Below are 11,873 nucleotides of genomic sequence, written 5' to 3'. Positions count from 1 at the left end.
TTGTTGACGTTAACGTAAACGTCAATAAAATGGACAACCATAAAATCACGACACTAGAGGAGACGCTAGATGAGCCAAGAGAGCAGTGATCCCGGTTTTGCCGAGCGCGTACGCGCCAGCTTTGCCAAGCAGCACGCGATGGAGCTGATTCGTGCAACGCTGCCGGTTGTCGACACCGGGCGCACGGAAATTCACCTGCCGCACTGGGCCGGCGTGGAGCAGCAGCATGGCTTCGTGCATGGCGGTATTGTCGGCATGATTGCTGATTCGGCGGCAGGTTATGCCGCCATGAGCATTCTGCCGGCCGATGCGTCAGTGCTGACGGTGGAGTACAAGCTGAATCTGGTGGCGCCCGCCGATGGTGAACTACTGATTGCGCGTGGCAAGGTGGTGCGACCGGGGCGTACCCTGATCGTGACGCAGGCCGAGGTGTATGCGCTCAAGACTGGGCAGGAAAAGCTCTGTGCCCTGATGCAGCAGACCATCATGGTCATGTACGGCAAAGCAGAAAAGTAAGATTTACATAAAACAAAATAGTGGAGACAAACCGATGAACATTCCCAGTCTGGACTTCGCCCTGGGCGAAGATATCGCTGCCTTGCGCCAAGCCGTGCAGGCGTTTGCGGCAACGGAAATCGCGCCGCGTGCGGCGGCGATTGACCGCGGCAACGAATTTCCCGCTGATCTGTGGCGAAAGTTCGGCGACATGGGCCTGCTCGGCATGACTGCGCCGGAAGAATATGGCGGCACCAACATGGGCTATCTGGCGCATATCGTCGCGCTCGAGGAAATCTCGCGCGCTTCGGCTTCGGTGGGTCTGTCCTACGGTGCCCACTCGAATTTGTGCGTCAACCAGATTCGGCGCAACGGTACGGAAGCGCAGCGTCAGAAATACCTGCCCAAGCTGATCTCGGGTGAACACGTCGGCGCGTTGGCGATGTCCGAGCCAAATGCCGGTTCCGACGTCGTTTCGATGAAGCTCCGGGCCGAGAAGAAAGGCGACCGCTATCTGCTCAACGGCGCCAAGATGTGGATCACCAACGGTGGCGACGCCGACACCCTGGTGGTTTACGCCAAGACCGATCCGGCGGCCGGCGCCAAGGGCATGACCGCCTTCATCGTCGAGAAGGGTATGCAGGGCTTTTCGCATGGGCCGCATCTCGACAAGCTGGGCATGCGCGGCTCGAACACCTACCCGCTGTTCTTCGACGACTGCGAGGTGCCGGAGGAAAACGTGCTTGGCGGCGTCGGCAACGGCACCAGGGTGCTGATGTCCGGCCTCGACTACGAACGCGCCGTGCTCTGCGGTGGGCCGCTCGGGATCATGGCGGCGTGCATGGACGTGGTCGTGCCCTATCTGCACGAACGCAAGCAGTTCGGCCAGGCCATCGGCGATTTCCAGCTGATGCAGGGCAAGGTCGCCGACATGTATTCGACCTGGCAGGCTACCCGCGCTTACGTCTATGCCGTCGGCCGCGCCTGCGACAGCGCCGATCATGCGCGTACCCTGCGCAAGGATGCTGCCGGGGCGATTCTCTACTCCGCCGAAAAGGCGACCTGGATGGCCGGCGAGGCGATCCAGACGCTGGGCGGCGTCGGCTACACCAACGAATACCCGACGGGCCGCCTGTGGCGCGACGCCAAACTGTATGAAATCGGTGCCGGCACTTCCGAAATCCGGCGCATGTTGATTGGTCGCGAGCTGATGGCAGAAACGCGGTGAAGGTCGACGGGATGCTCCGGGTAAAATACGGCGTTTGCGCAACCGCGCAAATCAAGATATGCCGTGGCGGCACCTTGCCGCCTGTCGGGTAAACCGGAGTGAATCCCGCATGAATTTCAAATTACGCCGCTTGGGCCCTGAAGATCACGAAGCCCTGGAACAAGTCCGCCAGTATTTCCGCAATTACGCCGCCTGGCTGGGAGTTGATCTTTCCTATCAACATTTTGACGAAGACATGGCCACCCTGCCAGCGCCTTACGATGGGGCCAATGGCCGGCTGTTCTTTGCCGAGCTCGACGGCGAGCCGGCCGGCTGCGTTGGTGTCAGGCCCCTGCCGGACAGCGAAGGCGTGGGCGAAATGAAACGCCTGTACGTCACGCCGGAAAAGCGTGGCCGCGGTGTCGGGCGCCGTCTCGCCCTGGCTGCAATCAAGGCGGCCAAGGAACTGGGCTATCGCAAACTGCTGATCGACACCTTGCCAAACATGCGCCTGGCAGTGAAGCTGTATCGCGAACTGGGTTTCAACGAAGCGCCCAATTACTACCAGACCCCGGTTGAAGGGGCCATTTTCATGGCGCTGGATCTCGATAATTGGTCGGAAGAAGAAATTCGTAACGAAAACCTCTGCCACCTGTTCGATTTCAACCGTGCCTGGGCGCGCCAGATGCAGGAAGTCGATCCAACTTACTTCAAGCGTCTGGCCGATCTGCAGGCGCCGGAATTCCTCTGGATCGGCTGCTCCGATTCGCGGGTGCCGGCCAACCAGATTGTCGGCCTGCTGCCGGGCGAGGTGTTCGTGCACCGCAACGTCGCCAATCTGGTGGTGCATACCGATCTCAACTGCCTGTCGGTCATCCAGTACGCGATCGACGTGCTCAAGGTCAAGCACATCATGGTGGTTGGTCACTATGGTTGCGGCGGGGTGACCGCTGCTTTGCAGAAGAAGCGCGTCGGCATTGCCGATTTCTGGCTGCACAATGTGCATCAGGTCATCAATCTGCACCAGGAACTGGTCGATGCGACGCCGGAACATCAGCGCATTGACCGCTTGTGCGAAGTCAATGTGCTCGAACAGGTGGTCAGCCTGTGCAATACGCCGGTGGTGCAGGATGCCTGGGCGCGGAAGCAGAAACTGACCATACATGGCTGGATTTATGGCCTGAAGGATGGTTTGATGCACGATTTGGGCATTACCGTCGATCAGCCCGGCGATCTTGTGCCACGCTACCAGGCCGCGCTGCTGGCTCTGGAAGGCAAAAATATTTCTACCAACCCACAATAAACCGCAAGGAGAAAACAGCATGAATGACCCTATCGTCATCGTATCCGCCGCCCGCACTGCCATGGGTGCCTTTCAAGGGGGCTTTTCCAGCCTGACCGCCGCCAATCTCGGTGCGGAAGCGATCAAGGCGGCTGTTGCTCGCGCCGGCATTGACGCCAACCTGATCGAAGAAGTCCTCATGGGCTGCGTGCTGCAAGCCGGTCAAGGCCAGGCGCCTGCCCGTCAGGCAGCCTTGCAGGCCGGCCTGCCGCTGTCCGCCGGTTGCGCCACCATCCACAAGGTCTGCGGCTCGGCGATGAAGGCCACCATGCTTGGTCACGATGGCATTCTGGCAGGTTCCTACGGTGTTGCCGTGGTGGGTGGCATGGAGTCGATGACCAATGCCCCGTATCTGCTGGCCAAAGCGCGCGGCGGCTATCGTCTGGGTCATGGCCAGATGTTCGACCACATGTTCATGGACGGTCTGGAAGATGCCTACAGCAAGGAAACCCGCGGCCGCCTGATGGGTACTTTTGCTGAAGAATGCGCTGAAGCCTACGGTTTCACCCGCGCTGCCCAGGACGCCTACGCGGTGCAGTCCACCACCCGAGCCATCGAAGCCAGCAATAACGGTTCCTTCGACTGGGAAATCGTTCCGGTCACCGTGGCCGGCCGTAAGGGCGATGTCACCCTGAGCAAGGATGAAGGCCCGTTCGCCGTCAATGTCGACAAGATCCCGACCCTGAAGCCAGCTTTCAAGAAGGATGGCACGGTGACTGCCGCCAACTCGTCGTCGATTTCCGATGGCGCCGCAGCGCTTGTCCTGATGCGTGCTTCGCAGGCAGAAAAGCTCGGCCTCAACCCGCTGGCCCGCATCGTCGGCCACGCCACGCATGCCGGTGTGCCGGCCAAGTTCCCGTCGGCACCGGTCGGCTCGATCGAGAAGCTGTTCGCCAAGACTGGCTGGAGCGCCGACAGCGTCGATCTGTTCGAAGTCAATGAAGCCTTCGCCGTCGTGGCCATGGCCGCGCTGCACGATCTCAAGCTCGATCCGGCCAAGGTCAACGTGCACGGCGGCGCTTGCGCCCTCGGTCACCCGATCGGCGCTTCCGGCGCCCGCATCCTGGTCACCCTGCTGGGCGCGCTGAAGAAGTACGGCAAGAAGCGCGGTGTTGCTTCCCTGTGCATCGGCGGCGGCGAAGCCACGGCCATGGCCGTGGAAATGCTCTGAGCCTGACGCATAGCGGCCTGCCGGATACGATTGCCCCGTGCGCACCGAATCTTCGACCCTGACCTACGCCAAGCTGGTGATCGCCATGGCGTTGTGGGGCGGCACCTGGGTCGCTGGTCGTGTCATCGTCCAGGAGCTCGCTGCCCCGCTCGCCGTCAATGCCTTGCGCTTTCTGGTTGCGGGCTTGGTGATCGGTGCCGTCATGGTGTTTTCCGGGCAGACCATTCCCTGCCCGGAAAACCGGCAGGACTGGCTTCTGGTCTGGGGACTCGGCTTTTTCGGCATCTTCCTCTACGGCATGTGCTTCTTCTTCGGACTGCAGCACATTCCGGCCGGGCGCGGGGCCCTGGTCGTGGCACTCAATCCGGTCGTCATCGTTCTCCTTGCCTGGCTCGCCGGCAAGGAGCGCATGACACCGCGCAAGGCGGGTGGTTGTCTCATGGCCCTGGTCGGTTGTCTGACCGTGATCGGTAATGGCGACCCGCTCGCCCTCCTGCACGGCAGTATCGGCACCGGGGAGATGCTCATTCTTGGCTGCGTGGCCGCCTGGACAATCTACACCTTCATCGGCTGGCGCAGTACGCACCGTTTTTCGGCGCAGGCCACCACCCTTTATGCGTGCCTCACCGGCGCCAGCCTGCTCGGACTGGTGGCGCTCGTGCAGGGCGACATTCACCCGACGCAGTGGTCGTGGCGGGTGTGGTCCGGCATGCTTTTCCTCGCCGTTCTCGGCACTTCCGTCGCTTACACCTGGTTCACGGCTGCCGTGCACCAGCTGGGCGCCGGGCACACGTCGGTTTTCATCAACCTGGTCCCGGTGTTTGCTGTCCTCCAGGCTGCCTGGCTGCTGGATGAGCGGCTAGGCTTGTCGGTCCTGCTGGGCGGGCTGCTGGTGATTGCCGGGGTGGCGTTAACCACGATGCACACTTCACAAAAAACGACTTCTCTGGAGAAAACAGCATGATTCTTACGCAAGAACAGGAAATGATCCGCGATTCCATGCGCGCCTTTGCTCAGGAGCGCCTGGCCCCCTTTGCCGCTGAATGGGACAAGACCCACGCCTTTCCGGCCGAAGCCCTGAAGGAACTGGGCGAACTGGGCGCCATGGGCATGTGCGTGCCGGAAGAATGGGGGGGCGCCGGCATGGATTACATGTCGCTGGTGCTGACGCTGGAAGAAATCGCCGCCGGTGACGGCGCCACGTCGACCATCGTCTCGGTGCAGAACTCGCTGGCCTGCGGTATCACCCAGAAATACGGTACTGACGCGCAGAAGGAAGAATGGCTGAAGCCGCTCGCCCGCGGCGAGAAACTCGGCTGCTTCTGCCTGACCGAACCGCACACCGGTTCTGACGCTGCCGCCATCACCACCCGCGCCGACCGCGACGGTGATTTCTTCGTGCTCAACGGCGTCAAGCAGTTCATCACCACCGGCAAGCACGCCCACATGGCCATCGTCTTCGCAGTTACCGACAAGGCCGCTGGCAAGAAGGGCATTTCCTGCTTCCTGATCCCGACCAATACACCGGGGTTTGTTGTCGGTCGTACCGAAGACAAGATGGGTCAGCACGCCTCCGACACCGTGCAGATCATCCTGGAAAACTGCCGCGTGCCGGCTTCCGCGCTGCTCGGCAAGGAAGGCGAAGGCTACAAGATCGCCCTCTCCAACCTTGAAGCCGGCCGCATCGGCATCGCCGCCCAGAGCATCGGCATGGCGCGTGCCGCGTTCGAGGCCGCCGTGCGCTACGCCAAGGAGCGCGTCACCTTCGGCGTGCCGATCATCGAGCACCAGGCGGTCAACTTCAAACTGGCCGACATGAACACCCTGCTCGACGCAGCCCGCCTGATGGTCTGGCGTGCCGCCCAGTTGAAGGACGCCGGCAAGCCCTGCCTGAAGGAAGCCTCGATGGCCAAGATGTTTGCTTCCGAAGCCGCCGAGAAGATCGCTTCCGACGCCATCCAGATCCACGGTGGCGTCGGCTACACCAGCGATTTCCCGGTCGAGCGCATCTACCGTGACGTGCGTATCAGCCAGATCTACGAAGGCGCCAACGACATCCAGCGCCTGGTGATCGGCCGCACCATCGCCAGCGAGTAAGGGCGGACATCATGAGCAAACACAGGCTGCGTCCCGAAGTGACCCTCGATGCGCTCAATGCGCGCAGCGCAGGGCATCTGCCCGGCTGGTTCGGCTTCGTGGCCAGCGCCATCGAGCCGGGCCGCCTGTGTGCGCACATGATGGTGCGTCCGGAAATGCTCGCCCCCAATGGCTTCCTGCATGCCGCATCAGTCATTGCCCTGGCTGATACGGCGGCAGGTTTCGCCACCATCGCGCATCTGCCGCAAGGGGCCGAGAGTTTCACCACCATCGAACTGAAGAGCAACTTTTTCGCCACGGCGACTGCGGGTCGGCTGGATTGTGTCGCCACCGCCGTCCATACCGGGCGTGCCACGCAGGTCTGGGATGCCGAGGTGATGAGCGAGGACGGCCGCCGTCTGGCGCTCTTCCGCTGTACCCAGATGGTGCTCTGGCCAAGAAACAACTAAGCAGGCGGTCTGTCCTGCCTGCCCGGAGCCGGATCGGCGACTATGCCGAGAGATGAATCAGGAGCTGCCATGACTGCACCGCTGGAGTTTTATTTCGATTTTTCCTCACCCTATGGCTACCTGGCGTCCGAACGTATTGACGCGCTTGCTGCCCGATTCGGGCGCAAGGTTCGCTGGCGGCCGATCCTGCTCGGCGTTCTGTTGCGCGAAACGGGGGGAACGCCGCCGACGCAGGTGCCTGCCAAACGCAGCTACTTCCTGTGTGATTTCGCCCGCTCGGCGCGTTTCATGGACATTCCCTACGCCCAGCCGCAGCCCTTTCCCGTCGCCACGCAGCATGCCGCCCGCGCCTATTACTGGCTGCTTGACCAGGACCATGCCCTAGCCCGCCGTTTCGCACGTGCCGTGTTCCGTGCTTATTTTGTCGACGGGCAGGACATTTCCACCAGCGAATGCGTCCTGGCGCTGGCTGCCCAGGCGGGGGCCGAGCCAGCCGCCCTGGCGGCAGCGCTGCTTGAGCCGGTGCTCAAGGAACGACTCAAAACCGAATGCGCGACAGCTCTGGTCAAAGGTGTCTTCGGCTCGCCGCACATCATCATCGACGGCGAACACTTCTTCGGCGCTGACCGCCTGCCGCAGATCGAGCGCTGGCTGGTCAGCGGTGGTTTCTGACCTGCCATGAAACTGGCACGACTGCTTGTCTGGTGTGTATTACTCGGCCTTGCCGGCTGGGGCTTTGTCATCGAGCCCAGCATGTTGCGCCAGCGCCAGTTACAACTTGCCGTGGCGGACTGGCAGGGACCACCGTTGACGATTGCGCTGGCCTCGGACCTGCACATTGGCGCACCGCATGCCGGATTGCCGATGCTGCGGCGGGTTGTCGACCAGCTGAATGCCAGTCAGCCCGACCTGATCCTGTTGCCCGGGGATTTCGTGATACAGGGGGTGCTGGGCGGTGATCCAGTCTCGCCGGCAGTGATTGCCACCGAGCTCGGCCGCCTCAAGGCGCCGCTGGGTGTATTCGCAACCCTGGGTAATCATGACTGGTGGCACGGTGGGGAAGATGTGCGCCAGGCACTGAGCGATGCGGGGATCACGGTGCTGGAAAATTCCGCCATCCGCTTGCCAGGGACGGCAGCGCCGCTCTGGCTGGTCGGCTTCGGAGACGACATGACCGATCACGCCCAGCCGGAAAAGGCGTTGGCCATGCCTCCAGCGGACGCCCGGCTGATCGTCATGATGCACGATCCCGCCAACGCATCCGCACTACCTGCTCGGACACTGGTTGCCTTCGCCGGTCATACACATGGAGGTCAGGTGCGGCTACCGTTCTACGGCGCCCTGCTGACTCCGGGTCGTGCCCCGCGTAAACACGCCTATGGCTGGATTCCCGATGTTCCGGCACCCACGTTCGTCAGTGCCGGCGTGGGTACCAGCATCTTGCCCGTACGCTTCAACTGCCCACCCGAGACGCTGGTTCTACGCTTGGGTGATAAGGAACTCTCATGAAAAGCATCTGCGTCTTCTGCGGCTCCAATGCCGGCAATCAACCAATCTACCGCAGCGAGGCCGAAAAACTCGGCCGGCTGCTTGCTGCCCGCGGCATCGAACTTGTCTATGGCGGTGGCAATGTCGGCCTCATGGGGGCGGTGGCTGATGCTTGCCTGGAGGCCGGAGGCACGGTCGTCGGTGTCATTCCGCAAGCACTGATGGGCAAGGAAGTTGCCGGGCGCCCGGTGGATCACCGGACACTGACCCGGCTGGAAGTGGTCGATTCCATGCACACGCGCAAGGCGCGCATGGCCGAACTGGCGGAGGGCTTCATTGCCCTGCCGGGTGGTTTTGGCACGTTCGAGGAATTCTGTGAAATCCTGACCTGGGGTCAGCTCGGCTTTCATGCGAAGCCGATGGGCCTGCTCAACGTGAACGGTTTCTACGATCCGTTGCTGGCGATGTTCGACCGCGCCGTAGCCGATGGCTTCCTGCGTTTACAGAACCGGGCCATGGCGCTCGCCGATCGTGACATCGAGGGTTTGCTGGCGGCGATGGCGGCCTATCGGGCTGAGCCGGTCAGTAAATGGCTGAAAGAGGAAAAACAGTTGTAGCACCGGTGAAATTCAAATTCAGGTAACGCACACACAAAAGAAGCGAGGAGACATGACCATCCTGAAATCCCAATTGAACCCGCGTTCGGCCGATTTCCAGGCCAACGCGGCGGCCATGCAGGCGGTTGTTGCCGACCTGCATGAAAAGGTCGAGAAGATCGCCCTCGGCGGCCCGGAAGCGGCGCGCCAGAAGCACCTGGCGCGCGGCAAGCTGCTGCCGCGCGAGCGGGTCAGCGCCCTGCTCGATCCGGGTACGCCCTTCCTCGAAATAGGACAATTCGCGGCCTACGGCATGTACGGCGGCGCCGATCCTTTCGAAGTCCCGGCCGCGTCGGTGATCGCCGGCATCGGCCGCGTCGAAGGCGTCGAATGCATGATCGTCGCCAACGACGCGACGGTGAAGGGCGGCACCTACTACCCGCTGACCGTCAAGAAGCACCTGCGCGCCCAGGAAATCGCCCTGGAAAACCGCCTGCCGTGCATCTACCTGGTCGATTCCGGCGGTGCCTTCCTGCCCATGCAGGACGAGGTCTTCCCGGACAAGGAACACTTCGGCCGCATCTTCTTCAACCAGGCCAACCTGTCGGCCCAGGGCATCCCGCAGATCGCCGCGGTCATGGGTTCATGCACCGCCGGCGGCGCCTACGTGCCGGCCATGTGCGACGAGTCGATCATCGTCCGCGACCAGGGCACGATCTTTCTCGGCGGCCCGCCGCTGGTCAAGGCGGCGACCGGCGAGGTCGTCACCGCCGAAGACCTTGGCGGGGCCGACGTGCATACGCGCATCTCCGGCGTCGCCGACCATCTGGCCGAGAACGACGCGCACGCGCTGGCTATCGCCCGGCGCATCGTCCGCGACCTGAACTGGAAAAAGACCCCGCCGGTCACCCTGACCGCCCCGAGCGCCCCGTTGTTCAGCCCGGAAGAGTTGTACGGCGTCATTCCGACCGACACCAAGAAGCCCTTCGACGTGCGCGAGATCATCGCCCGCATCGTCGACGGCTCCGATTTCGACGAGTTCAAGGCGCGCTACGGCACCACGCTGGTCTGCGGCTTCGCGCGCATCTACGGCTATCCGGTCGGCATCGTCGCCAACAACGGCATTTTGTTCAGCGAATCGGCGCTGAAAGGCGCGCATTTCATCGAACTCTGCGCCCAGCGCGGCATTCCGCTCGTCTTTTTGCAGAACATCACCGGCTTCATGGTCGGTCGCAAATACGAAAACGGCGGCATCGCCCGCGACGGTGCCAAGATGGTGACCGCCGTTGCCACCGCCAAGGTGCCGAAATTCACCGTCGTCATCGGCGGCTCGTTCGGCGCCGGCAACTACGGCATGTGCGGCCGCGCCTACTCGCCCCGCTTCCTGTGGATGTGGCCGAACGCGCGCATCTCGGTGATGGGTGGCGAACAGGCGGCCGGGGTGCTAGCCACGGTCAAGCGCGACGGCATCGAGGCCAAGGGCGGCAGCTGGTCGGCGGAAGAGGAAGAAGCCTTCAAGGCGCCGATCCGTGAGCAGTACGAGACGCAGGGCCATCCCTACTACGCTTCGGCGCGGCTGTGGGACGACGGCATCATCGATCCGGCCGATACCCGGCGCGTGCTTGGGCTGGGGATTTCGGCGGCGATGAATGCGCCGGCGGAGGAAACGAAGTTCGGCATTTTCCGGATGTAGTTTTGATGCGCATACGCTTTCCGTTGATTGAGCGTGGGGTTCCGCCTTGCGGGCGGGCGTACTTTCTTTTGCTTCGCCAAAAGAAAGTAGCCAAAGAAAAGGCGACTCCCAGGTCAGCGCCGGGCTGCGCCCGGTTCCTTGCGCTACTCGGCGCTCCGGGCGGTTGGCTAAACTCGCCTGCGGCTCGGACAACGCCAGCCGAAGGCCCCCGGCTCGCCTGCGTTGCTCAGCGCCTCTCAGGGGGACCCCAAAACCAGCCCAGGAACTCACTGCTGTGCTTGATTGGCGATAAACCTCAAAGCCTGGATTGTTTTCTCGTGCCCCTTGGAAGGTCCCGAGTAGCGCAGGGAACCGGCGTAGCCGGCACCGACCCAGGGTCGCCTTCTTTTTGCTTTCTTTTTCTTGGCGAAGCAAGAAAAAGTAAGACGCCCCGCAAGGGCGGAACCCCTCGCTAAAACAACGACAACGCAGGAGACAAAACAACATGCCCTTCACCTCCCTGGAAATTCAACTAGAAGGCCCGGTCGCCACGATCTGGATGAACCGGCCTGACCTGCATAACGCCTTCGACGAAACCCTGATCGCCGAACTGACCGCCGCCTGCATCGCCCTCGACGACGATGCCGATGTCCGCGTCATCGTCCTCGCCGGGCGTGGCAAGAGCTTCTCGGCCGGCGCCGACCTGAACTGGATGCGCCGCGCCGCCAACAATGGCCTCGACGACAACCTCAACGATGCCCGCGCCCTGGCCGGCATGCTGCGCACCCTGGCCGAGATGAAGAAGCCGACCATCGCCCGCGTGCAGGGTGCCGCGCTCGGCGGCGGCATGGGGCTGGCCGCCGCCTGCGACATCGCCGTCGCCTCGACCAAGGCGGTGTTCGCCACCTCTGAGGTCAAGTTCGGCATCATTCCCTCGGCGATTTCGCCCTACGTGCTGCGCGCCATCGGCGCCCGCCAGGCGACGCGCTACTTTCAGACTGCCGAGCGCATCGATGCCGTCCGCGCCCGCGAGATCGGACTGGTGCATGAAGTCACCGAACCGGAAGCGCTCGACGCCAAGGTCGCCGAGATCGTCGCCGCCCTGCTGGCCGGTGGCCCCAACGCACAGGCTGCCGCCAAGGACTTGATCCGCGCTGTCGATCACCAGCCGGTCAATCACACCCTGGTCGAGGAAACCGCCCACCGCATCGCCCATTTGCGGGCGACGCCGGAAGCTAGGGAAGGCATTGCGGCGTTTCTCGAAAAGCGCCAACCGAACTGGATGGGGGAATGAGCATGTTCACCAAGATACTGATCGCCAACCGCGGAGACCAGCCGCGCAGCGGCGCTGCGACG

12 protein-coding genes are annotated in these 11,873 nt (G+C 62.7%); all 12 read left to right on the top strand.

Translation table 11 applies throughout. From position 1 onward, the window contains the following. Positions 1-69 precede the first annotated feature (69 nt). The 12 genes from JYJ39_RS09905 (at position 70) to JYJ39_RS09850 (ending at position 11,811) form a co-directional block, all read left to right on the top strand. A complete protein-coding gene (locus JYJ39_RS09905) occupies positions 70-516 on the top strand; it encodes a PaaI family thioesterase (protein ID WP_205204028.1) in 447 nt (148 codons plus the stop codon). Positions 517-550: 34 nt separating this feature from the next. Then, positions 551-1,723, top strand: a complete 1,173-nt coding sequence (locus JYJ39_RS09900) for an isovaleryl-CoA dehydrogenase (protein WP_205204026.1) — start codon at positions 551-553, stop codon at positions 1,721-1,723. 109 nt (positions 1,724-1,832) lie between these two features. Continuing rightward, positions 1,833-3,005, top strand: a complete 1,173-nt coding sequence (gene can, locus JYJ39_RS09895) for a carbonate dehydratase (protein WP_205204024.1) — start codon at positions 1,833-1,835, stop codon at positions 3,003-3,005. A 19-nt stretch (positions 3,006-3,024) separates the two neighbouring features. After that, on the top strand, positions 3,025-4,215 hold the full coding sequence (locus tag JYJ39_RS09890) for an acetyl-CoA C-acyltransferase (protein WP_205204022.1): 1,191 nt from the start codon (positions 3,025-3,027) through the stop codon (positions 4,213-4,215). A 37-nt stretch (positions 4,216-4,252) separates the two neighbouring features. After that, positions 4,253-5,179 carry a DMT family transporter gene (locus JYJ39_RS09885; RefSeq protein ID WP_205204021.1) on the top strand — a complete coding sequence of 309 codons (927 nt, stop codon included), beginning with the start codon at positions 4,253-4,255 and terminating at the stop codon, positions 5,177-5,179. Further along, entirely contained in the window at positions 5,176-6,312 is a 1,137-nt protein-coding gene (locus JYJ39_RS09880; RefSeq protein ID WP_205204020.1) for an acyl-CoA dehydrogenase, read from the top strand. Before JYJ39_RS09885 ends, JYJ39_RS09880 begins: the two co-directional genes overlap by 4 nt. Positions 6,313-6,323: 11 nt before the next feature. Then, positions 6,324-6,761, top strand: coding sequence for a PaaI family thioesterase (locus JYJ39_RS09875; protein WP_205204019.1), 438 nt, complete (start codon positions 6,324-6,326; stop codon positions 6,759-6,761). 69 nt (positions 6,762-6,830) lie between these two features. Further along, positions 6,831-7,433: a 2-hydroxychromene-2-carboxylate isomerase gene (locus JYJ39_RS09870; protein ID WP_205204018.1), complete on the top strand. Its 603-nt coding sequence runs from the start codon at positions 6,831-6,833 to the stop codon at positions 7,431-7,433. A gap of 6 nt (positions 7,434-7,439) precedes the next feature. Next, positions 7,440-8,270, top strand: a complete 831-nt coding sequence (locus JYJ39_RS09865; protein WP_205204017.1) for a metallophosphoesterase — start codon at positions 7,440-7,442, stop codon at positions 8,268-8,270. After that, the gene (locus tag JYJ39_RS09860; RefSeq protein ID WP_205204016.1) at positions 8,267-8,866 is read left to right on the top strand and encodes a TIGR00730 family Rossman fold protein; all 600 of its coding nucleotides are present in this window, start codon (positions 8,267-8,269) and stop codon (positions 8,864-8,866) included. The genes JYJ39_RS09865 and JYJ39_RS09860 overlap by 4 nt, the downstream gene beginning before the upstream one ends. A gap of 52 nt (positions 8,867-8,918) precedes the next feature. Next, positions 8,919-10,538 (top strand): carboxyl transferase domain-containing protein, encoded by a 1,620-nt coding sequence (locus JYJ39_RS09855; protein WP_205204014.1) that lies wholly within the window; start codon positions 8,919-8,921, stop codon positions 10,536-10,538. A 484-nt stretch (positions 10,539-11,022) separates the two neighbouring features. Further along, positions 11,023-11,811: an enoyl-CoA hydratase/isomerase family protein gene (locus JYJ39_RS09850; protein ID WP_205204013.1), complete on the top strand. Its 789-nt coding sequence runs from the start codon at positions 11,023-11,025 to the stop codon at positions 11,809-11,811. Positions 11,812-11,873: the final 62 nt, after the last annotated feature.

It is taken from the genome of Azonexus hydrophilus, from assembly GCF_905120355.1.
GTDB lineage: Bacteria > Pseudomonadota > Gammaproteobacteria > Burkholderiales > Rhodocyclaceae > Azonexus.
This window is presented reverse-complemented; position numbering and strand designations above follow the sequence as displayed.

Excerpts from the sequence above, each read along its gene's own strand:
- JYJ39_RS09905 (WP_205204028.1), top strand. The coding sequence starts at position 70 with ATGAGCCAAGAGAGCAGTGATCCCGGTTTTGCCGAGCGCGTACGCGCC.
- JYJ39_RS09900 (WP_205204026.1), top strand. The coding sequence starts at position 551 with ATGAACATTCCCAGTCTGGACTTCGCCCTGGGCGAAGATATCGCTGCC.
- can (WP_205204024.1), top strand. The coding sequence starts at position 1,833 with ATGAATTTCAAATTACGCCGCTTGGGCCCTGAAGATCACGAAGCCCTG.
- JYJ39_RS09890 (WP_205204022.1), top strand. The coding sequence starts at position 3,025 with ATGAATGACCCTATCGTCATCGTATCCGCCGCCCGCACTGCCATGGGT.
- JYJ39_RS09880 (WP_205204020.1), top strand. The coding sequence starts at position 5,176 with ATGATTCTTACGCAAGAACAGGAAATGATCCGCGATTCCATGCGCGCC.
- JYJ39_RS09875 (WP_205204019.1), top strand. The coding sequence starts at position 6,324 with ATGAGCAAACACAGGCTGCGTCCCGAAGTGACCCTCGATGCGCTCAAT.
- JYJ39_RS09870 (WP_205204018.1), top strand. The coding sequence starts at position 6,831 with ATGACTGCACCGCTGGAGTTTTATTTCGATTTTTCCTCACCCTATGGC.
- JYJ39_RS09865 (WP_205204017.1), top strand. The coding sequence starts at position 7,440 with ATGAAACTGGCACGACTGCTTGTCTGGTGTGTATTACTCGGCCTTGCC.
- JYJ39_RS09860 (WP_205204016.1), top strand. The coding sequence starts at position 8,267 with ATGAAAAGCATCTGCGTCTTCTGCGGCTCCAATGCCGGCAATCAACCA.
- JYJ39_RS09855 (WP_205204014.1), top strand. The coding sequence starts at position 8,919 with ATGACCATCCTGAAATCCCAATTGAACCCGCGTTCGGCCGATTTCCAG.
- JYJ39_RS09850 (WP_205204013.1), top strand. The coding sequence starts at position 11,023 with ATGCCCTTCACCTCCCTGGAAATTCAACTAGAAGGCCCGGTCGCCACG.